The 18720-nt window shown below is 65.8% G+C and carries 25 protein-coding genes and 2 tRNA genes; 9 read left to right on the top strand and 18 right to left on the bottom strand.

The genetic code is table 11. The features are described 5' to 3' along the window. Positions 1-26 precede the first annotated feature (26 nt). The 3 genes from ACY9XZ_RS01720 to tmcA are packed head-to-tail and all read right to left on the bottom strand — an operon-like array spanning position 27 to position 2919. Complete coding sequence (locus tag ACY9XZ_RS01720) at positions 27-191, bottom strand: hypothetical protein (protein WP_463455365.1); 165 nt, start codon at positions 189-191, stop codon at positions 27-29. Continuing rightward, positions 188-685 (bottom strand): DUF456 domain-containing protein, encoded by a 498-nt coding sequence (locus ACY9XZ_RS01715; RefSeq protein WP_463455364.1) that lies wholly within the window; start codon positions 683-685, stop codon positions 188-190. Before ACY9XZ_RS01715 ends, ACY9XZ_RS01720 begins: the two co-directional genes overlap by 4 nt. Then, the gene (gene tmcA / locus ACY9XZ_RS01710) at positions 682-2919 is read right to left on the bottom strand and encodes a tRNA(Met) cytidine acetyltransferase TmcA (protein ID WP_463455363.1); all 2238 of its coding nucleotides are present in this window, start codon (positions 2917-2919) and stop codon (positions 682-684) included. Before tmcA ends, ACY9XZ_RS01715 begins: the two co-directional genes overlap by 4 nt. An 87-nt stretch (positions 2920-3006) precedes the next feature. On the opposite strand from tmcA, the gene ACY9XZ_RS01705 reads away from it, so the two are divergent. The 6 genes from ACY9XZ_RS01705 to ACY9XZ_RS01680 all read left to right on the top strand — a co-directional run bounded on the left by ACY9XZ_RS01705 (position 3007) and on the right by ACY9XZ_RS01680 (position 6012). Beyond that, positions 3007-4020, top strand: a complete 1014-nt coding sequence (locus ACY9XZ_RS01705) for an NAD(P)H-dependent flavin oxidoreductase (protein WP_463455362.1) — start codon at positions 3007-3009, stop codon at positions 4018-4020. Positions 4021-4233: 213 nt separating this feature from the next. After that, entirely contained in the window at positions 4234-4596 is a 363-nt protein-coding gene (gene rpl7ae / locus ACY9XZ_RS01700) for a 50S ribosomal protein L7Ae (RefSeq protein ID WP_137682513.1), read from the top strand. Between the two features lie 11 nt (positions 4597-4607). Then, positions 4608-4835, top strand: coding sequence for a 30S ribosomal protein S28e (locus ACY9XZ_RS01695; RefSeq protein ID WP_004516764.1), 228 nt, complete (start codon positions 4608-4610; stop codon positions 4833-4835). 2 nt (positions 4836-4837) lie between these two features. Then, positions 4838-5224 carry a 50S ribosomal protein L24e gene (locus ACY9XZ_RS01690; protein ID WP_463455361.1) on the top strand — a complete coding sequence of 129 codons (387 nt, stop codon included), beginning with the start codon at positions 4838-4840 and terminating at the stop codon, positions 5222-5224. Further along, complete coding sequence (gene ndk, locus ACY9XZ_RS01685) at positions 5224-5688, top strand: nucleoside-diphosphate kinase (protein WP_463455360.1); 465 nt, start codon at positions 5224-5226, stop codon at positions 5686-5688. Before ACY9XZ_RS01690 ends, ndk begins: the two co-directional genes overlap by 1 nt. Positions 5689-5754: 66 nt before the next feature. Next, positions 5755-6012: a glutaredoxin family protein gene (locus tag ACY9XZ_RS01680; protein WP_463455359.1), complete on the top strand. Its 258-nt coding sequence runs from the start codon at positions 5755-5757 to the stop codon at positions 6010-6012. On the opposite strand, the gene ACY9XZ_RS01675 is transcribed toward ACY9XZ_RS01680, so the two are convergent. The 11 genes from ACY9XZ_RS01675 to ACY9XZ_RS01625 all read right to left on the bottom strand — a co-directional run bounded on the left by ACY9XZ_RS01675 (position 5985) and on the right by ACY9XZ_RS01625 (position 12694). Further along, complete coding sequence (locus ACY9XZ_RS01675) at positions 5985-6701, bottom strand: hypothetical protein (RefSeq protein WP_463455358.1); 717 nt, start codon at positions 6699-6701, stop codon at positions 5985-5987. The two genes, ACY9XZ_RS01680 and ACY9XZ_RS01675, sit on opposite strands and share 28 nt — an antisense overlap. A gap of 48 nt (positions 6702-6749) precedes the next feature. Then, a complete protein-coding gene (gene msrB, locus ACY9XZ_RS01670) occupies positions 6750-7154 on the bottom strand; it encodes a peptide-methionine (R)-S-oxide reductase MsrB (protein WP_463455357.1) in 405 nt (134 codons plus the stop codon). Between the two features lie 35 nt (positions 7155-7189). Next, positions 7190-7263 (bottom strand) — tRNA-Thr (locus ACY9XZ_RS01665). 32 nt (positions 7264-7295) lie between these two features. Next, complete coding sequence (locus ACY9XZ_RS01660) at positions 7296-7763, bottom strand: GNAT family N-acetyltransferase (RefSeq protein WP_463455356.1); 468 nt, start codon at positions 7761-7763, stop codon at positions 7296-7298. 170 nt (positions 7764-7933) lie between these two features. After that, positions 7934-8509, bottom strand: a complete 576-nt coding sequence (locus ACY9XZ_RS01655; protein WP_463455355.1) for a CBS domain-containing protein — start codon at positions 8507-8509, stop codon at positions 7934-7936. A 67-nt stretch (positions 8510-8576) separates the two neighbouring features. Next, complete coding sequence (locus tag ACY9XZ_RS01650; RefSeq protein ID WP_463455354.1) at positions 8577-9350, bottom strand: GTP cyclohydrolase III; 774 nt, start codon at positions 9348-9350, stop codon at positions 8577-8579. A 108-nt stretch (positions 9351-9458) separates the two neighbouring features. Then, on the bottom strand, positions 9459-9797 hold the full coding sequence (locus ACY9XZ_RS01645) for a DUF7344 domain-containing protein (protein ID WP_463455353.1): 339 nt from the start codon (positions 9795-9797) through the stop codon (positions 9459-9461). A 55-nt stretch (positions 9798-9852) separates the two neighbouring features. Continuing rightward, positions 9853-10152 carry a DUF5785 family protein gene (locus tag ACY9XZ_RS01640; protein WP_137682504.1) on the bottom strand — a complete coding sequence of 100 codons (300 nt, stop codon included), beginning with the start codon at positions 10150-10152 and terminating at the stop codon, positions 9853-9855. Between the two features lie 45 nt (positions 10153-10197). Beyond that, positions 10198-11463, bottom strand: a complete 1266-nt coding sequence (locus tag ACY9XZ_RS01635) for a PGF-pre-PGF domain-containing protein (protein ID WP_463455974.1) — start codon at positions 11461-11463, stop codon at positions 10198-10200. Between the two features lie 368 nt (positions 11464-11831). Beyond that, a tRNA-Ser gene (locus ACY9XZ_RS01630) sits at positions 11832-11915 on the bottom strand. A gap of 26 nt (positions 11916-11941) precedes the next feature. Then, complete coding sequence (locus ACY9XZ_RS01625; protein WP_463455352.1) at positions 11942-12694, bottom strand: hypothetical protein; 753 nt, start codon at positions 12692-12694, stop codon at positions 11942-11944. Between the two features lie 101 nt (positions 12695-12795). On the opposite strand from ACY9XZ_RS01625, the gene ACY9XZ_RS01620 reads away from it, so the two are divergent. Further along, entirely contained in the window at positions 12796-13338 is a 543-nt protein-coding gene (locus ACY9XZ_RS01620) for a hypothetical protein (RefSeq protein WP_463455351.1), read from the top strand. On the opposite strand, the gene ACY9XZ_RS01615 is transcribed toward ACY9XZ_RS01620, so the two are convergent. From ACY9XZ_RS01615 to aroA, 4 genes are all read right to left on the bottom strand, one after another. After that, positions 13339-13965: a uracil-DNA glycosylase gene (locus ACY9XZ_RS01615; protein ID WP_463455350.1), complete on the bottom strand. Its 627-nt coding sequence runs from the start codon at positions 13963-13965 to the stop codon at positions 13339-13341. 1 nt (position 13966) lies between these two features. Then, positions 13967-15166, bottom strand: coding sequence for a chorismate synthase (gene aroC / locus ACY9XZ_RS01610; protein WP_463455349.1), 1200 nt, complete (start codon positions 15164-15166; stop codon positions 13967-13969). 48 nt (positions 15167-15214) lie between these two features. Beyond that, on the bottom strand, positions 15215-15613 hold the full coding sequence (locus tag ACY9XZ_RS01605; protein WP_463455348.1) for a hypothetical protein: 399 nt from the start codon (positions 15611-15613) through the stop codon (positions 15215-15217). Positions 15614-15716: 103 nt separating this feature from the next. Beyond that, a complete protein-coding gene (aroA, locus tag ACY9XZ_RS01600; RefSeq protein WP_463455973.1) occupies positions 15717-17006 on the bottom strand; it encodes a 3-phosphoshikimate 1-carboxyvinyltransferase in 1290 nt (429 codons plus the stop codon). A gap of 91 nt (positions 17007-17097) precedes the next feature. Here aroA and ACY9XZ_RS01595 point away from each other — a divergent pair, with 91 nt between their 5' ends. Continuing rightward, complete coding sequence (locus ACY9XZ_RS01595; RefSeq protein ID WP_463455347.1) at positions 17098-17805, top strand: SDR family NAD(P)-dependent oxidoreductase; 708 nt, start codon at positions 17098-17100, stop codon at positions 17803-17805. Positions 17806-17850: 45 nt separating this feature from the next. Further along, positions 17851-18717 carry a ZIP family metal transporter gene (locus ACY9XZ_RS01590; RefSeq protein ID WP_463455346.1) on the top strand — a complete coding sequence of 289 codons (867 nt, stop codon included), beginning with the start codon at positions 17851-17853 and terminating at the stop codon, positions 18715-18717. The last annotated feature ends 3 nt before the right edge of the window (positions 18718-18720 follow it).

Here is an 18720-nt window from a genome sequence, read left to right as displayed (position 1 = left end):
AAGTGCTGTTTTACCAGCTGGAGGGATCAGGGCCACTCGTCTTCGTGTCCCTCCAACGGCGCCGGAACGACACCGTCTTTCTGTGCCCAGACGCGAGCGTGGGCCGGACACACAGCCATGTTCGCGTCCCAGGGAATGTGGAGTTCGACCGCGGCCTCGCTTTCGCAGCCGTCCTCGGCGCACTGGTTCATAGGAGCGCAACAGCGACCATCGTGACCAGTATCGATGCCGTCAGGAGGGCCTGGACGACGCTGGAGGCCAGCATCCCGACGGTCGTCACGAACGCCGCCTTCGCGCTGCCGCGGGCGTCCTCTTGCCGGTAGAACTCGACGACGAACACCGTGCCGGCGACGCCAAGCAGGATGCCGAGCGGGCCGGTGACGAAAAAGAGGACGAGCGCCACGACGCCGGCCAGAACCGCCGTCCAGTTCGACGCCCCGCCCACGCGTGCGGCGACGGCCCCGCCCGCGATGTCGACGGCCCACGTCAGCAGGCCCACAAGCGTCAACAGGACCAGCAACACCGTCCCGGGGTCGGTCATGCCGCTGGCGATCCAGTAGAGGTAGACGCCCGCAAGCGAGACGAGCGCGCCGGGGACTTGGGGGGTGATACTGCCGATGACGCCGCCGACCAGTAGCGCGAACGCAAGTACAAACAGCAGCGTTTCGAAGCTGAGCAGGCTCATTGGTGTCTGTCGAGTTCCTCCTGTACCCAAGAGTCGCCGTACAGACGCGTCAACCTTTCGACGACTCCGCCGAGCGTGCGCATGCACTCCCGTTCAGAGACGAACGCCAGTTCCTCGGTGACGGCCGACCAGGGACGGGCCTGCAGGACCTTGCGGACGAGCAGTCGTTCCTCTTGCTCGGCGAGCGCGGCCGGGTCAGTCGGGTCCGAAAGGTGTCGTCGGGCGAGGGCACGGAACGGAGCGGGATTCGTGTCGAGAATCGACGCGCCGCCGGGGACGCCGGCGATCAGCCGCCACTCCCACTCGGAGAGGCGAAGGGACGGTTCGCTGTCAGTCGCGCGAAGCACTGCCCTGACAACGTCGGGATCGCAGTCGTCGAGCGGGTCCGACAGCACCGCAGCGATGCGGTCCTGGAACCAACCACCGTGACGCGTCGCGAGCGCCGCCCCGTCGTCGGAACAGGGGTCAAGCATGACGACAGAGTACTCGCCGCTGGTCGCGTTCCGCGAGGTGGCGAGGTGTACGGTACTGTAGCCGTTGTGCGCCCAGAAGCGGACGAGTTCCGGCGTCGCGCCGTAGCCGACGCCGAGCCAGTCCACCCGCTCGGCGAACTCCGCCCTGATCTCAGAGAGGAGTTCGGAGCCGAGGCCGCGGGACCGGACCGCGGCGTGGGTCGCGATGCGGAGGACCCGCTGGCCGACCGGAATCCCAGCTGATTCGTCCCGGAGCTGTGTCGACAGCACGTCCGGAATCATGTTGCCACGGACACGCCCGCCCTCGTACATCGTAGCACGCGTGTCTGCCGAGAGGCCACCCTCCCGCGCCAGCAACGCGACCGCGACGACGTGACCCTCGTGGGTCAGCGCCCGGACGGTGAGGTTCGGCGCGTCGAGCAGTCGGGCCAGGTCCGACGGCTCCGTCCGGTAATGCGCCAGCACGAGCAGGCCGAAGACCTCCCGGAGCAGGTGCTCGTCGGCACGCAGATCCGCGGTCGATAGCTGCTGATACGCGACTGTCTCCGGCGTCGCCTCCGAGATTAGCTGGTCGACCGGCGGGCGGGCGTCGAGCAACAGCGCCCGGAACGCCCACACCTCGACAGGGTCGGCGTCGCCGTACCGGATCGGCGTCGTCATCGACACGTCGGTGACGGCGAAGTCGCTGTCCGCTAACCGATCTCGGAACCGAACAGAGAAGCCCCGTCCCGCACCCTCGTACCCGTGAACAGTTGTGGTGAAGGCGACCGCCGGGGCGTTTAGGAACTGCTCCAGCCGTCGGACCGGCAGGGCCGCGGCCTCGTCGACGATGACGACGTCGGGGCCATCAGGGAGCGTAGCGGCCTCCTCCGGCGGTGCGTACCGCACACAGCCAGCCCCGCTAACGTCGAGTCGTTGGGGGTCCGAAACTCGGTCGCACGTGCATTCGACGCCGAGCGTCTCCAGCAGGTGCGCCGCCCGCGTAAACACCTCGCCGGCGCTCCGGTACTGCGGCGCTGTCACCAGCACGTCCCTGCCCTCCAGAGCGAGGTTTCCGGCGGCCAATCCGGCGGCGCTGGATTTACCCCGCCCCCGGTCGGCCTCAACCACGAACGCCTCCCCGTCGGCCAGTAGCGTCTCGAACGCCTGGACCGCGTCCCGCTGGTCGCCGGTGAGACACTGGGCGTAAGTCTCAGGCCGGAACTGTGCGTCGGCCGGCGGAGTCGGGGCCGGAACTGGGCGGCTCGGCGGCGGATTCGTCAGCCCGTCCTGCTCCACGGTGTCCGCATCAACGTCGACGATGGCGATTCCCCGGTGTGCTCGGAGGGTCTCGACGAACCGACGGCGGAAGTGACCGGTCACGTCTGCCACTTCGAACGGCGGGACCGCAAGCGAAGCGTCGAAGCCGTCCCGCTTCTCGGGCCACGTCTCCAGCGGCGGTGCGAGAATAACGTAGAGGCCGCCGCCGTCGACCGCGCCGACGGTCCGCCCGACTGCGTCCGGCCGCAGTTCCTCGTGGGCGTCGAGGACGACGGCCGTTCGGGTCCGACCGAGGAGTTCCTCGGCGCGGGACTGCTCGTGGTGTTCGCAGTCGAGGAACGGCTCCGGGCCGACGACGGTCGTCTCCGTGCCGGGGATGTCCGCCGCGTCGAGCGCTGCCCTCGCTCGCTCCCGCGTCCGGTCGGGGTCGCCCGCCAGAACGAGCAGTCGCCGCTCGTTTGCGCGGCGGGCTTCCGCTCGGAGCGACCGCGCGATGTCCATACCGGAGGTGGCGGACGCGCCAGTATGGGCCTGACGGTCACGGCGCTATCGAGGTACGCTTTTGCCGGGCCGGACACAGTGGCCAGCATGGCTCCCCTCCAAACCCCGCTCTGCACAGAGATCGGTATCGATCACCCAGTCGTACAGGCACCAGTCGGGAGCGTCTCGACCCCGGCGCTGGCCGCGGCCGTCGCGGACGCGGGCGGTCTCGGATTGCTGGCGATGTCCTGGCGCGACGCCGATGCAATCCGCGAGTCGTACGCTGCCGCTGCAAGCGCGACCGACGGCGCGGTCGGCGTCAACGTCGTCCTCGACGAGTCCACGGGCGTCCTGTCCCCGTCGGAATGTCTCGATGTCTGTCTGGACGCTGGCGCGTCGGTCGTCTCCTTCTCCTTCGGCGACGCCGGGCCGTACGTCGACCGGGTCCACGAGGCCGGCGGCACGGCGATGGTCACGGTCGCGAGCGCCGCCGAGGCCAGGGCCGCCGTCGACGCCGGGGCCGATGTGGTAGTCGCGCAGGGCCGAGAAGCCGGCGGCCACGTCCAGAGCGACGTGACGACAATGGCGCTGGTCCCGCGGGTCGCAGATGCGGTTGAGGTGCCTGTCGTGGCGGCCGGCGGTCTCGGCGACGGGCGCGGCCTCGCGGCGGCGCTGACGCTGGGGGCCGACGGCGGCTGGTTCGGTACTCGGTTCGTCGCGACCGAAGAATCGGGTGCACACGAGACATACCAGCAGCGCATCCTGGACGCGCCCGAGACGGCGACGCGGCTCACCGACCTGTTCGACCGTGGCTGGCCGGACCAGCCACACCGGGTCCTCGAAACCGACGAGGTCAGGCAACAGGGGACGGCCGATTCGGGGGGAGTGACCGAACCCGGTGACCCCGAACAAATCGCACGGATGCCCGGCGGGAAGCCGATAAGTCGGCTCGCTGATATGCCCCCGCTGGACGGAATGACAGGTGAGGTTGAGGCCCTGCCCCACTACGCCGGCCAGAGCGCCGGGCTTTCACGGGACGTGCGGCCCGCCGACGAGGTGGTGACACGGCTCGTCGCGGACGCCCGAGCCGCACTGGCCGATGCGTCGGCGTCCGCGGAGTAGGCAGACCCCCCGACAGCACCCGTGTGCCGGCCTGGCACGCGATTTCGGCTTCGAAAGCGCTTTTAGGGCCGGTGGCACAGAATGGGGTACAGCCTGCGCCGAGTTGATGATGCTCCCAGCCTTTTCAGGATACACACCATCACGGTGTGACGGGCCCCGCGGCCCGGACACGGCGGGGGAGCCTGAGCTCGCGCGCAGGAGGTGAACATACAAATGCCAGTATACGTAGATTTCGACGTTCCCGCGGACCTCGAAGACGACGCCCTCGAGGCGCTCGAGGTCGCCCGGGACACAGGCGCAGTAAAGAAGGGTACAAACGAGACGACCAAAGCCATCGAGCGCGGCTCCGCCGAGCTCGTCTTCGTCGCCGAAGACGTCCAGCCCGAGGAGATCGTCATGCACATTCCGGAGCTCGCCGACGAGAAGGGCGTCCCCTTCATCTTCGTCGAGCAGCAGGACGACCTCGGACACGCCGCCGGGCTCGAAGTCGGCTCGGCCGCCGCGGCCGTCACCGACGCCGGTGAGGCCGAGGCCGACGTCGAGGACATCGCAGACAAGGTCGAGGAGCTTCGGTGAGGTGACCTCGGATGAGCGCTGAGGAATCCGAAAGCAGCGGTTCCACGCCCGCCGAGGTTATCGAAGTCGTGGGCCGGACGGGGATGCACGGCGAGGCCATGCAGGTCAAGTGCCGCATCCGCGAAGGCGAGAACCAGGGGCGCATCATCACGCGCAACGTTCTCGGCCCGGTCCGCGAAGGTGACGTGCTCCAGCTCCGCGAGACGGCTCGCGAGGCCGACACCATCGGAGGGCAGTAACCATGCCCCGGACACGCGAATGTGACTACTGCGGCACGGACATCGAACCCGGCACGGGCACGATGTTCGTCCACAAGGACGGCGCGACCACGCACTTCTGTTCCTCGAAGTGCGAGAACAACGCCGATCTGGGCCGGGAGGCCCGCAACCTCGAATGGACCGACACCGCCCGCGGTGAGGCCGGCGAGGTCGAAGACGAGGCCGAAGAAGTGGAAGCAGACGCTGGCGAGGCTGAAGCCGAAGACGCAGACGCCGACGAGGAAGCGGCTGCGGACGACGCTGAAGCCGACGACGCTGACGAGACTGACGCGGACAGCGCGGACGAAGCTGACGAAACCGACGCCGACGAAGACGTCGAGGACGAAGAAGCCGAGGAGGCTGAAGCGTAATGTCCGAGACCGAGCGCACCTTCGTGATGGTCAAGCCCGACGGCGTCCAGCGCGGCCTCATCGGGGACATCGTCTCCCGCTTCGAGGACCGCGGCCTGAAGATGGTCGGCGGCAAGTTCATGCAGATCGACCAGGAGCTCGCCGAGGAACACTACGGCGAGCACGAGGACAAGCCCTTCTTCGACGGGCTCGTCGACTTCATCACCTCCGGCCCCGTGTTCGCGATGGTCTGGGAAGGCCAGGATGCGACCCGGCAGGTCCGAAACATGATGGGCGAAACTGATCCGGCCGAGTCCGCTCCCGGCACCATCCGCGGGGATTACGGGCTCGACCTCGGTCGGAACGTTATCCACGGCTCCGACCACGAGGACGAGGGCGCGAACGAGCGCGAGATCGCGCTGTTCTTCGACGACGACGAACTCGTCGACTGGGACCAGATCGACGCGCCCTGGCTGTACGAGTAACGCCAGAGCGGCTGTCGCGTTTTTTCGAGCACAACCACCTTGAGGGCGGCGTCCGTACTGCCCGGTATGAGCTTGATGCTCTACCAGCTCGACGGCTGTCCGTACTGCGAGAAGGTCGCCGACCGACTGGACGAACTCGGGATCGACTACGACAGCGTCTGGGTCGAGGCGCTGCACTCGGAACGCGACGAAGTCAAACGGGTCTCCGGCCAGCGTGGTGTCCCGGTCCTGGTCGATGAAGACCGCGGCGTCACGATGGCCGAATCCGACCGCATCCTCGAATTTGTCGACACCACTTACGCGCCCGAGGCCCGGTCAGCGTAGAGATATTGGACGGCCGCACCGAGGCTCGCAAATAGCAGCGGCAGGAAGAACATCAGGATGAGGAGCCACAGCACTGCCGGTGCGGCCTGTCCCTCGCCCCCGCCGTCGAACACGACCGTCCGGACGAACACGAAGCTCCCTGCGAATCCCGTCACAACGTAGCCAAAGCCGATACCGGTCCCGACGAGCGCCGCTTCTTCGAGTAGACTGTCAGTTCGGGCATCGCCGCGGTAGCGCTCGAACAGCGCGCCGACGACGAGCAACGAGACGACGGGAATCAGGAAATAGACGATGGGGGGAACGCTCGCGCCCTGTGCGCCGTATAGGACGTTCCGCGCGGCCGAGCCGTACACCTCTGCATCTGCCGCGGTCACCAGCGTCGGTACGTGGTGGGCGTTGTACAGCACGAATCCGTACTGGATCAGTCGGTCCGATAGCTCCGGCAGGTCGACCGACGACGGGCCGGCGAGAAACAGCACGGCGACGAGCAGATACTCGACCGCCAGCGTCCCGGCGGCGACGCCGGCCGCCCTGAGCCACGGAAACGTTCGGAGGCTCTCGGCTAACAGGTGGCTCTCCGGCTGTGGTTGCTCGGCGGTGGCGGTTGGCGGTTCGTCGACCAGCGACTCCCTGACCGTCCCGGCTTCGGCCCCCTCCTCGGCCGCTTCGTCGGTCCCGTGTTCAGTCACGTCTAGCCGTATCAACTTCAATGACGGAAAAAAGGGTTCCGGTGGTCGCTACTCCGACTCGAAGTCGAGCGCCGCGCCGTTGATGCAGTACCGCTTCCCGGTCGGCTCCGGGCCGTCGTCGAACACGTGGCCCAGATGACCGCCACACTCGGCACAGACGACCTCCGTTCGCTGCATCCCGTGGCTGTTGTCCGGCCGTGTCTCGACGTTGCCCTCCTGGTACACGTCCCAGAAGCTCGGCCAGCCGGTCTCTGACTCGAATTTTCTGTCGCTGTCGAACAGCTCCGTTCCACAGCCGGCACAGGTGAACACGCCCTCGTCTTTCACGTCGATGAGGTCGCTGCTGAACCGCGGCTCAGTTCCGGATTCACGGAGGATCCGGTACTCCTCGTCGGAGAGTATTTCACGCCACTCTTCGTCGTTGTCCGGGAGTTCCCCTTCGGATTCACTCATGCCCTCTCGTACGTGCCCCAGCGGTAAAAACGTAGAGCCAGGGGTGGGATTTGAACCCACGAACTCTCGATTACAAGTCGAGTGCTTGGACCACCCAAGCTCCCCTGGCGCGGTTGCATGCCTGGGTTGTGTGGGGACCGTTTAGAGAGTATCGTTTTCGGTCGGCTTTTCGAGTTCGATCCGATGGGGTGTGTAGCCGTGCGCCCGGTAGAACTGTCGGGCGGACTCGTTGTCCGCCATCGCTTCCAGCGCGAGGACATCCGCACCGGCCTCGTGGAGTAGTTCCTCCGCCGCATCGAGCAGAGCGCTGCCGATCCCCTGGTCTCTGTGGGCGGGTTCAACGAAGATGTTCTCGATGATGCCCCGCGTCTCGTCTTGCTCGTAGCGGCCGCTATCGATGGTCACCATGACGAATCCGACGATCTGTCGGTCGAGTCGGGCGATACGGACGTTCTCGGCGACAATGCGCTGAACGACAGTCTCCCGGACCGCAGTCCTGTTTCGGTCCCCGAACAGGTGTGACCCGTGGGCACGCTGGCTCTCTGCCAGCCGAACCCACAGGTCGACGATGGTGTCGACGTCCTCCATCGAAGCGGTGGCGATTTCCACAGTGATACTCCGTGACGTACGGTCAAAACAGTTCGGCTACTCAGCTATCCGTCCACCGCGGGACGGGAAACGGGCTACGGTGGCTCATACGGATTACGGGAGACTATTTCGGAGGACGCCGACTCCGTTCCGTGGTCGGTGGACACCGAACATCGCTACAAGGATCCGGATCAGACGTCCCGACAGTCCGCACAGAGGAGCTGTCCGTTGAACGACGCCAGGTCCCGCGTAAACGTGCTACAGGCGGAACAGATACCCTGCTCATCGAACGAATCTTCGGCGGCGGACTGCATCCCGTCGGTGGTGGCTTCCCGGCCGGTCGTCGCAACCTGGGGCGTCTGTTCGACGACGTCCGTCGACTCGCTCTCTAACCTCGCAGTCGAGAGGATATCGTGCTCGGTCAGTGTCCCGAGCGGTTCACCGTCGTCCGTGATCAGCAGGAACTCAGCGGACCGCGTCGCCATTCGGTCCCGTGCCTCCGGGAGTCCGGCGTCAGGATCGATTGTCGGAACCGATTCACGCATCACGTCGCCGACGGTGGCAGTCTCCGGGTCGCCGCCGTCGACGATGTACGCAAGCACGTCCCTGTCCGTCGCGACGCCGACCGGGTCGTTCCCCCGCAACACGAGAATCGGCTGCTGGTCCTCGCGGATCAGCAACTCCGTCGTTTCGAGGAGGTCATCGGACTCGCTCGCGCCGACGTACTCTCGGTTCATAACCTCCCGCACAGTGACCTCTCCGTTCATGTGTAATGTTACCACACGACCGGTCTAAAAGATACCTCCACTACGTTTATATCGCCTGGTTCACAAGTTACTCGGTTGTCTCGGTTTCGATAGTGACTGCCTCGCCGGTCGCCCGGCAGGTCTCTAGTGCGTGCTTGGCGTCCATGCCTGCCGTAGCGGCCGTCCGCCCGCGTCCGACACCGACTTTCAGCTCCACGTCGACCGCTTCGCGGACGTGACTGATGGCGTCGTGGTAATCCGCTTCGTCCAGGTCCGGACAGACCGCGATGACGTTGTCGCCGCCGACGAAGAAGGACAGCGAGTCGTGGGCTTCACGCATGTACTTCATGAGCGACGCGTACCCCTGCTCGATCTGGATGAAGGTGTCGAACTCGTTGAGCTGATCGGTGTACTTCTCCGTGGCGTCGTCGACATCGAAATGTGCGAGCTGTACGTCCGTCGCCTTCCGGAACTCGTCGTCGATGGTCTGGCCGCGTAGCACTTCACGCCGGCCCTTGTCCTGTGCGCTGCCGGCCTCCTGGAGCTGTTCCGTCGCCGTTCCCAGCGCCGAGACGGGCGTCGTCCCCGTCGCCACGGAGAGACTCATGGTCACCGGATAGCGGTTGCCGACGGACTCCTGGATGAGGGCGTGTGCCTCCTCGTCAAGTCCGTTCGTCACGGCGATCATGTTGTCGAACCGCGAGAAGAAGATGTAGCCGTCGCGGTTCCCGAACAGTTGTGCGAGATCGGCGTACAACCGGGACTGGAGCGTCTGGAGGTCGACTTCGCGGCGGGGTTCAGGCGTCACAGTCCACGGCCCGTAGTTGTCGATCTGTATGTGGGTGATCTGGGTGTTGGTCACTGTCCATCGACAGTTTGGAAGCAACAGGTATTGCTCTGTCGAAATTTACCGGCAGCGTGGGCTGTGGGTCGATCCGACTACTATCGGATTGCGGATATGCGAGCCGATTCAACGGCGGTCAGTCGGCACCGCGTCGTGGCGCTGTATCTCGACAGTCCCGACCATGGAGTCGTAGGTTACGATATCCGTTGCCATCAGCTTCGGGAGGTGTTCGGTGAACAGTTCCTCGGTGAGTTCGTCTCTCGCAGCGTCGGCGACTGCCGCTGGCTCGATGTCACGCTCGGCCGCTAGAATCGCTGCTGCCAGTTCCGTCACGACTACCGGCTCGCCACGATCTGCCAGTATCGAGAGCGCGCGGCGGCGAGTGTCGTCCGACAACAGGTCGTCGACAACCTCCTCGGGGAGTCCCTGCCCGGTGTGGTCGCCGCTTGAAGATGTCGTCGCCATACGCGAGGCTACGCTGGCCTCCTACAAGTATGTGTCGTGCTCTCACACCACGTGATTACGCGTGCTCGAGTCTGTACGGCCACCAGTCCGCCTCGCGCAGTGCGCGCCCGAGTGCCTTGTGGAAGTCCGGGAAGTCCTCGAACTCCTCCTGGTCGACGTATTCGAAGATATCCGCCACGCTGACGACCGTCTCGTAGTCGATCCGAACCGGATGATCCCCGTACTGATCGACGTACTCCGCGGCGGTCAGCGGGAAGTCCTCGTCCTCGTCGACTTTCTTCGCCAGCACAGCGTGGCCGTACTTGCGCCGGCCCTCGCTTCCTTCCTCACCGTCCGGATCGTGTGGCCAATCCATACGCGGTTCTCTGGACACTGGCACAAAAAGGGTTTCTCTCCCCGCCTACAGCTCGAAGCCGCTGTCGTTTCGGCTGCCACCCCGCCGGAGGAGGGCGATGACGACGCCGAACAGCAGCAACGCACCGAGGAGCCCGCCGATGACAAGCATCGTACTGATGCCCATGACCGTGGCCGGAAGCGGTCCAAGTCCGACGCCGTCACCATCAACCGCGGGTTCGGTCCGGACCGCTGGCTCCGTTCCCGTGGATTCCGTCCCCGGCTCGGCGCCGCCGTTCTCGTCGGTCTGGAGCTGGCTCTCGGTCACCCGCACTTCGCCGGCCTCGATATCGTTGAAGCCGATCTGGTACTGCCCCGGCGTCGTCATGACCGTCGACAGCGTCACTGTCTGTTCGGACTCCGCCGGCACAGTCACCGACGTCTCGTTGACGACCTCGCCGTCGACCAGCATCTGCGCGTCGTAGGAACCCGGGGCACTGCCGGCGTTTTCGACGGTTCCCCTGACGCTTACCCGATGGCCGTCTGACGCCTGTTCGCTAACGACCGACGTTCGCGTGACGGTAAACGACGGCTCGATCCGACCGATGGCGTAGGCCGACGCACCCGCGGTGTCCGCCTCGTAGACCACGCGGTCGGGCTGTTCCGCAACGACGGTCGTCTCGGCGGCTCTCCAGGACCCGTTCGTGCGATGGTACACGCGGACATCCGACGCGGAGATCCCGGCCGACTGAAGTGCTGCACGGTCTACCGTGAACCGCATCGACGACGGCTCGACCCCGTCCGATGACCCCGCAGTCACCACGCCGAACACCGACGCGTCGTCCCCGGACGGAACCGGGATGTCTGCCGCGCCGGGGTCAGTGTACTCGGTCACGTCCTGCGTGAACGCCTGCTGTGACGCGTTGACGGTCCAGGACTGGACGGCGAAGGACCGGTTCGTCGGCTCCGATACGTTCAGTTCGTAGGGCTCGTTCGTCGGGACTGTCCCGGCGCGTATCCTGAGCTGTCGCGTATTCGCGTCCGGACGCGTCGTCTCGACAATCGCCGGCTTGACTTTGACCCGCCCGGCTGACTTCCCCGGGCTCTTGACCTTTATCCTGTACGTCCCGGGGGTGTCGAACTCCAGCGCCCGCGTCCGCTCGACCGACGAGCCAGCGTCGACGACCACCCGTTCGGTCGCTCTGGTTGTACCGTTGACGACGTACTCGACGGTCATCGCACCACCCGAGCTACCGGTGTTCTGGACCGTCGCCGTGACGTTTACCGATTCACCGGCCAGTATCTCGTTGGCGTCTTTCGACGCGCCGGACACGAACAGACTCGGTTCAGCAACAGCGGGACCTGCTGCCGTGGCTGCGAGGAGGAGGGCAACGGCACAGATGATCAGCAGGCCCGGAAGATGCTGTCCTGGGGACCTCTCTTCACGTACCATTGTACGGATATAATCCGGACCATCGACATAAAACCGCCCGATTGCCTTGATTCGGTAAACTGTCCCTACGAATCAGAAGGCAGCGAATTCTGTAATCCCCCTCTGGAGTTGCTCGGGCCAGGCAGAACGTTACTGTGGGCGAGATTTGCACTGAGCAGGACGGTCGCACTCACTGTGTTCGTTCGCTGCGACTTGCAGGGCTCAAATCCAGTTGCACCGCTCACTGCTCACTGTCGTTCGCAGAGAAGCGGTGGGACTGGGATTTGAACCCAGGAATCCGTGAGGATACCTGCTTTCAAGGCAGGCGCAATAGGCCGCTCTGCCATCCCACCGCAGTCGGGCATACTGCGTGGGCCTTCTAAGACCTGTCGGTCTCCCGGATCACGGTCGGATCGCCGTCGTCGTCGATGACACGGATTCCGAGGTCATTGAGGAACGCCGTCGTCCGTTGGGGGACGACCCGGCCAGCCCGGTTCCGGGCGCGTAACAGCGGAACCACGGTTTTGAGGTCCGCTCGCGTTTCGAGGACGGGCGTCGACGGGAGAAAGTCGACATCGAGACCGGCGTCCGCGGCGCGTTCGCCGATGGTTTCGACGGTCGGGGTGGCGTAGCTGTCCTCGAAATCTATCGGCTCGCCGAAGCCGGCGTAGTAGACGCGCCCGCCCTCCGCCGGGCCGAGAACCACGTCGCTGGACCGCAGTTTCATCGCCGCGCTGTCGATGAGTTGGCGGCTCAGCAGCACCGCACTCGGCTCGACGGCGGCGACGGTTGCGACGTCCTCCCGCTCAAGAAGGTGGGTGACGGTGTTGCCGACCCGGCCAGCGAACGTCGACCCGACTTGCACTTCGAACCGAGCGTTGCCGGGTGAGTCGAGGGCAGCCGTCACTGTCTCTCGCACCGCAACCTCGGGGTCTACGCCGTCCGGGACCTGTTCTTCGGGGCGGTAGTTCACTAGCAACTCGGCACCGCTGATCTCCACCGCACGACAGACATCGAGCAGCATGGCTTCGTACAGCCCGGCCGCCTCGGCGTCGTCCAAGAGGTCGCCCGCCAAGTCCTGTAACACGAACCCCTCGACTGGCGGATCCGCCAGCACAGTTACCGTGGTCATACTCCCCTCTCGGCCCGTCGGTGGTTAGTCGCTTGCGTTCCGGCGCAGCTACCGAACAGTTATAAGATGTGAGTAATACTTGATAACTAAGGAGAAACTATATGGAGTCAGTCCAGACCTACAGATGCGACGGGTGTGGGTCGGAGTATCGGGTCCGTGGGGAGTCACAGCCGAAAGTGGTGTGCCGCGACTGCGACCGCGAGGCGACGCTGTGTGGGACGGCGGCGGCACAGCGGGCGTACCACATCGGCTACACGCGGTATCGCGAGGCGCGTCGCCAGCTATCGGACGCGCTGGCGACCGTCGAAGAGGGGGAAATGACACTCGCCCGCGGGAGTTTCGACAGCGCGGCGACCGACTTCGAGGCGAGCGTCGAGGAGTTCACGACGGCTGTCGGTGAAGCTGACGACGACACGCTGGCCGAGTTATCGGAACGAGCGCGCAAGAAAGCGACCTGCCTCTGGCAAGCCGCCGAGTGGCTCAGCGGCATGACCTACGCCCGCGAGCAGGGAGAGTCGACACAGGCGACGCAGTACCGCCACGACGCCGAAAACAGGCTCCAGGCGGCCAAGGAGTACGGAACGGTGTCGCATCCGGACGAGGCGCTCCAGGACGCCGAAGTCGAAATCCGGACTGACGCCTGACTACCGCCCGCGCCGGCCCTTCGTCTGGCGGTAGTCCTGCCCGAGCGTCTCGCTGAGGTGCTCCAGAAACGCCGTCCGCTCCTCGTCGGTCTGTTCACCCGGTGGAATCATCGGAAGGATCTCGAACCCGCGGCCGCGGATCGTCGTCGCGTGGCGGTCCTCGATGTCGAGTTCGTCCTCGCTCATCGTCGTGTACTCGAAGGCCAGTTCTTCGAGCGGGCGCTGGCCGACCGGCAACAGGATTTCGGGGTTAATCATCCGGATCTCGCTGTTGAGATACGGTTCGCAGTTGACGACCTCCTCGTCGGTCGCCGCCCTGTCGGGATGGCGACAGCGGGTCACGTAGGTCAGGAAGGTGTTCTGCAGTTCCGGCCGCTCCGCGTCCGGGTCCGAACACATGTCGACCGCGGCGAGGATGTCGAGCAGTTCGCGCTCCTGTTCGCCGGTGAACGGTAGACCGGACTCGTCGGCGCCAGCCGCAGGCGAATCGCCAAGGACGATGAACTCGGCGCCCACGTCGCCGTAGCCGTGGACGACGTTCTCGCGCGTCTCACACAGCGCGGGGCAGTTCTGGCACTCCTCGTCCATCCCGAACGGGTTCGACTTTGACTCCTGTTCGGCGTCCATCTTACTCCTCGTCGACGGTCTTTGCGTGGGTGTCCGCGTCCTCGGGATCGTTCTGCGGGCTGGACGGGTGGTAGTCGGTGTCGTACTCGCCCGGCCGGTCGTCGAGGCGGTCGGGGTTGATGCGGCCGCCAAGCAGCATGAAATCGAGGACTGTGCAGGCGAGCATAGCCTCGACGACCGGGACCGCTCGCGGCGGCAGCACGGGGTCGTGCCGGCCGGTGACAGTGATCTCTTTCTCCTCGCCGGTTTCCCAGTCGACCGTCTTCTGGGTCTTGGGGATCGAGACCGGCGCGTGCCAGGAGACTTCCCCGTAGATGGGCTGGCCAGTCGTGATGCCGCCCTGGATGCCGCCGTGGTCGTTGCCGACCGGTGTCGGGTGGCCGTCCTCACTAAACTCCCAGTTCTCGGTGTACTCGCTGCCGCGGGTCGTCCGGGCCTCGCGGCCGATGCCGTACTCGAAGTCGTTGACGGCCGGGATGGAGTACATCGCCTGGCCGAGCCGTGACGGGAAGCTATCGAACCGCGGCGCGCCGAGGCCCGACGGGACGCCGCGACACTCGAAGTAGATCGCACCGCCGATGGAGTCGCCCGCCTTCTGGTGCTGGTCGGCCACGTCGCGCATCTCCTCGGCGGCCTCGGGGTCGGCACAGCGGACCTCGTTTTCCTCGCTGTGTTCGAGCATGTCCTCGAAGGTCACCGGCCCCGACTCCACGTCGCCGATCTGGCAGACGTGAGCCTTGATCTGGACGTCGTAGTCGGACTGTTCGAGGACCTGCTTGGCGACGCCGCCGGCGGCGACCCAGTTCACTGTCTCACGAGCCGAGGAGCGGCCGCCCCCGCCCCAGTTCCGGGTCCCGAACTTCGCGGAGTAGGTGTAGTCGCCGTGGGAGGGTCGCGGGGCCGTGATGAACGGCTCGTACTTGCCTGAGCGGGCGTCCTTGTTCTGGATGACCATCCCGATCGGCGTCCCCGTGGTGTAGCCGTCCTGAATCCCGGAGTTAATGGTCACCTTATCCGGTTCGCCCCGGGAGGTGGTTATCATCGACTGGCCGGGTTTGCGCCGGTCGAGGTCCTTCTGTATCTCTTCCTCTGAGAGTTCGACACCCGCCGGAACGCCGGAGACGGTACACCCCATCGCCTCCCCGTGGGACTCGCCGTAGGTCGTCATGCGGAACAGACGACCGAACTCGTTGCCGTTCATTACAGTGGTGTCGGGGTCGGGGGCATTTGAACCTTGTAGATGCGCCCGTCAGTCGTCGAGCCACCTGACGCGGTCAAGGAGCTGAACCGTCTCTGCCGCCCTGACCTGTTTCCTGAGAACCGCATCGTACACCTCGGTTGCGCTGTCGTCTGTCCGGGGCTCCCAGGCGTACCGTACCAGCGTGGTCTCCGGATACTCCGTGTGGATCTCACGGGCGAATCTGCCGGCTGCCGAGCCGGTGCGCATGCTTCCGACCACCACGCAGTCGAAGGCGTGGTCATCCAGCAGTGCCATCGCCCGGTCGGCGTTCGGTGTCGTTACTAACTCGACTGCCTCGCGTTCGTCGGCGATATCCGCCTGCAAATCGAGTAACAGCTGATCGTCATCGACGTAGAGGACTGTCGTAGTGTCCGCGGTAGGTTCCGGAGAGACGCTTGTTCGATTCACAACGTACGTTGTAAATATTCTTCGTCGCGTATAAGCGCACTTATCTATCAGATATATAATACTCTTTCATTGCAAAATATGGAACGTTGGCGACCCCTGAGCCTTATCGCTGTATGGCAGCGCCGAGCGAATCGAGCACGTCGAAGAAGCTCGGGAAGGACACGTCGACGTGTTCCGCGCCGGTCACCGTCGTCTCGCCGTCGGCGACCAGACCCGCAACGGCCAGCGACATGATGATGCGGTGGTCGGCGCGGCCCCCGACGGTCGCGCCGACGAGGTCGCTGTCTTCGCCGTACACGATGAGTTCGTCCTGTTTCTCCTCGACCGCTGCGCCCAGCTTCGTCAGCTCCTCGGCCATCGCGCTCACGCGGTCGGTCTCCTTGTACCGGACGTGCTCGGCGTCGGTGATCCGCGTGACGCCGTCGGCTGCGGCCCCCAGCGTTGCGATGGTCGGCAGGAGGTCCGGCGTGTCCTCGACGCCGACTTCGATGCCGGTAAGCGGGGACTGCGAGACGGCAATCTTCCCGGCCTCCCTGTCCCAGTCGAGGTCTGCCCCCATCCGGTCGAGGATGTCGACGATAGCCGCGTCGCCCTGTGCGCTGGGGAACGCCGACGTGACGCGCAGGCCGTCCTCGGCGGCGAGCGCGCCGGCCGCAAGCAGGTAGCTCATCGACGAGAAGTCCCCGGGGACGTTGTAGTCGCCGCCTTCGGGCGCGTAGGTCTGGCCGCCGTCGACGGCGAACCCAGCGTCGGTCTTCTCGGCGTCGACGCCGAAGTCATCGAGCACCTCCAGCGTGATGTCGACGTACGGCGACGATTTCAGCTCGGTCGTCAGATCGATGTCGATGCCCGCCGACGAGACGGCTCCGGCCATCAGCAGCGCGGTGATGTACTGCGAGGACACGTCGCCGGGGATTTCGACTGCACCGCCGTCGACGCCGCCGCCAACCACGAGCGGGGCCTGGCCGTTCCGGCGGGTCGACTCGGCGTCGCCGTCCAGTTGTCCGATGGCGTCGAGCAGCGGTCCCTGCGGGCGCGACCGGAGCGACTCGTCGCCAGTCAGCACCGCGATGTTGTCCTGCAGCGCGGCGGTGGCGGTGACCAGTCGCATCGTCGTCCCGCTGTTGGCGCAGTCGATGACATCATCGGGCGTGTTCGGCAGGCCGTCGAAACCCGTCACCTCAACCGTCGAGCCGTCCTCTGCCAGCGAAACGCTGCCGCCGTAGGCCTCAACCGCTCGCATCGTCGCCTTCGTATCTGCGCTCACGAGCGGGTCGTGGACTACTGCACCATCCGCATAGCCCGCGGCCAGCACCGCTCGGTGCGTGTAGCTCTTCGAGGGCGGCGCTTTCGCCGTCCCCTCGACCGTCGACTCGGCAATCGTGATGTCCATGCCCGGTCGGTAGCGGGCGTTCGACAAGAGGCTACCGCTCTCACCCACCAGCGAGAGCAACGACCTTGTGGCTGGCAGCGGTACCACCGCTATGGTCCCAGGGATGGACGGCGCGACCGCTGTCGTCACGGGCGCGAGCAGAGGCATCGGTGAGCAGATAGCCCACGCAGTAGCGGCTGCGGGGGCACATACGGTCATCTGTGCCCGCGACGCCGAGGCGCTCGACGGGGTTGCAGCCGACATCCGGGACGCGGGCGGCTCCGTGACCGCGATCCGAGCCGACGTACGCGACGAGTTCGACGTGGAACGACTGGTCGAAACCGCCACGCGCGAGGGTGAGGGCGCGATACAGTACGTCGTCGCCAACGCCGGCGTCTACCACGGAACCGCCGGCGAGACTCCCCTTACGGAGGAGTCCTACGCCGCCTTCGACGACCACCTCCGGACGAACGCCCGCGGCGTGTTCTCGACGATTCGCGAGGCCCTGCCACACCTCGGTTCGGACGCCCGCATCGTCGTCCCGACGGGCGTCGTCGCCCGCGAGGGGATGCCCGGCTACGGTTCCTACGCGGTTTCGAAGGCCGCCGCGGAGGCCGTCGCCCGTGGGTTCGCCGCCGATCTGGATATCCCGGTCGGCGCAGTCGATCCCGGACAGGTCGCGACGGACCTCTCGGGCGACGGCGGCCGCGACCCCGAGACGGTCGCCGAGATGGTGCTGTGGGCGCTCCGCGACGCGGACCCGTCGGCGCTGGACGGCGGCGTCCTCGACTGGGGCGACTATCGGTCGGCGACGCGGTGACCGCCACCGATGGGTTTATTAGTAACAGACCAGTGATTGTAGGTAATGACTATTAACTCGAACTCAGTTTTTAATAACACTGGGCGAGTGTCTGCCGCTGGTATCGCAAGTGTCGTGGGCCTGGTGGTCCTGTCCGCCGTCGCAGTCACCGGCGGGGCGAGCAAAGTTCTAATCATCTCCTGGGTTGCATTCGTGGCGATGGCACTGGGCGCGTGGCTCGGTGCGCAGGCCGACGAGACGAACCCCTATCGACTGGTCTGGGGCTACGGACTCGCGAGCGGGGCGATGGTCACGTCGGCGGCCATGTTCCTCGTCCCGCAGGCGATGGGCCTGGGCGGCCAGGCCGGCGCGGCGCGCATCGGCGGTATCGGCATCGCCGCCGGACTGGTCGTCGGCTACGGCACCCACACCATCGGCCACCGGCTGACCCACGTCGAGACCTCCTTCGATATGACGACGCTCGCCATCGCCGCCCACGCGCTCTCGGCGGGGCTGGTCATCGGGCTGGTCTACGCCTCGATGCCCGAACTGGGCATCCTGCTCGGCCTCGCCATCGTCTCGCACAAAGGGCCGGCCGGCTACGCTGCCGCCCGCCGACTGGGCCGTGACGGCAAGTCGGCGACCGCGCTGTTGCTCCCCGCGGCCGGCGTCGGTCTGACGGCGATCCCCTCGGCACTCCTGCCGGTTCCGGAGTCCGCCCTTCTCAACGCCGTTATCTTCGGGTTCGCCGCCGGTATCTTCCTCCACGTGGCGATGGATTTCCTGCCGAACTGCGAGGCCGGCAGCGAGATCGACGAGGTCTGTTCGCTGCACGAACACTCCCACGACCTGCTCGATGAACTCCGAACGCACGCCGTCGCGTCGACGGTCGTCGGCGCGGCCGTCGTCGTGCTGGCGTGGGTCGCTATCTGAGCC

This window comes from Haloarcula sp. HT12, from assembly GCF_055271655.1.
The sequence above is the reverse complement of the archived record's forward strand: the minus strand, read 5'-3'. Positions and strand labels throughout refer to the sequence as shown.